The organism is Komagataeibacter oboediens (assembly GCF_003207815.1).
GTDB classification, from domain to species: Bacteria; Pseudomonadota; Alphaproteobacteria; order Acetobacterales; family Acetobacteraceae; genus Komagataeibacter; species Komagataeibacter oboediens.
The window spans coordinates 1-638 of record NZ_NKTX01000251.1 but is presented as its reverse complement, the minus strand read 5'-3'; the positions used below and the strand labels follow the sequence as shown (position 1 = coordinate 638).

The 638-nt window shown below is 66.6% G+C and carries 1 protein-coding gene; it reads right to left on the bottom strand.

The features are described from left to right. Window positions 1-638, bottom strand: a 638-nt coding sequence (locus CFR80_RS18670; RefSeq protein ID WP_309146448.1) for a 1-deoxy-D-xylulose-5-phosphate synthase N-terminal domain-containing protein, incomplete at both ends; no start/stop codon positions are given.

Here is a 638-nt window from a genome sequence, read left to right as displayed (position 1 = left end):
AACTTGCGCGACGACATGAGGCGCGAGAGGTAGTTCGACATCGCGCCGACCGGCGGCGCGATGGACATCTCGTTATCGTTCAGCACCACGATCAGGCGCTCGGCGCCCGGGCCGCAATGCGACGCGTTGTTCATGGCTTCGTACGCCATGCCCGCCGAGATCGAGCCATCGCCGATCACCGCGATCACGTTTCGCTCGCGGTAGGAGGGGTCTTCCTCCGCGCGCAGGTGGTGGGCGACGGCCATGCCGAGACCGGCGGAAATGGAGGTCGAGGAATGCGCCGCCCCGAACGGGTCATATTCGCTCTCGCTGCGCCGGGTGAAGCCCGACAGGCCGCCCGGCTGGCGCAGGGTGCGGATGCGCTCGCGCCGTCCGGTCAGGATCTTGTGCGGATAGGCCTGGTGGCCGACATCCCAGATCACCCGGTCATCGGGCGTGTCGAACACGGCATGCAGCGCCACCGTCAGTTCGACCACGCCCAGCGACGCGCCAAGGTGGCCGCCGGTGGTAGATACGGCATCGATCGTCTCGGACCGCAGTTCTTCCGCCAGCTGCTTCAGCTGCTCCACCGAAAGGTTGCGCATGTCATGCGGCATGCGAACCCGGTCAAGCTGTGGGTAGCGCCCAAGGGTCGGAAT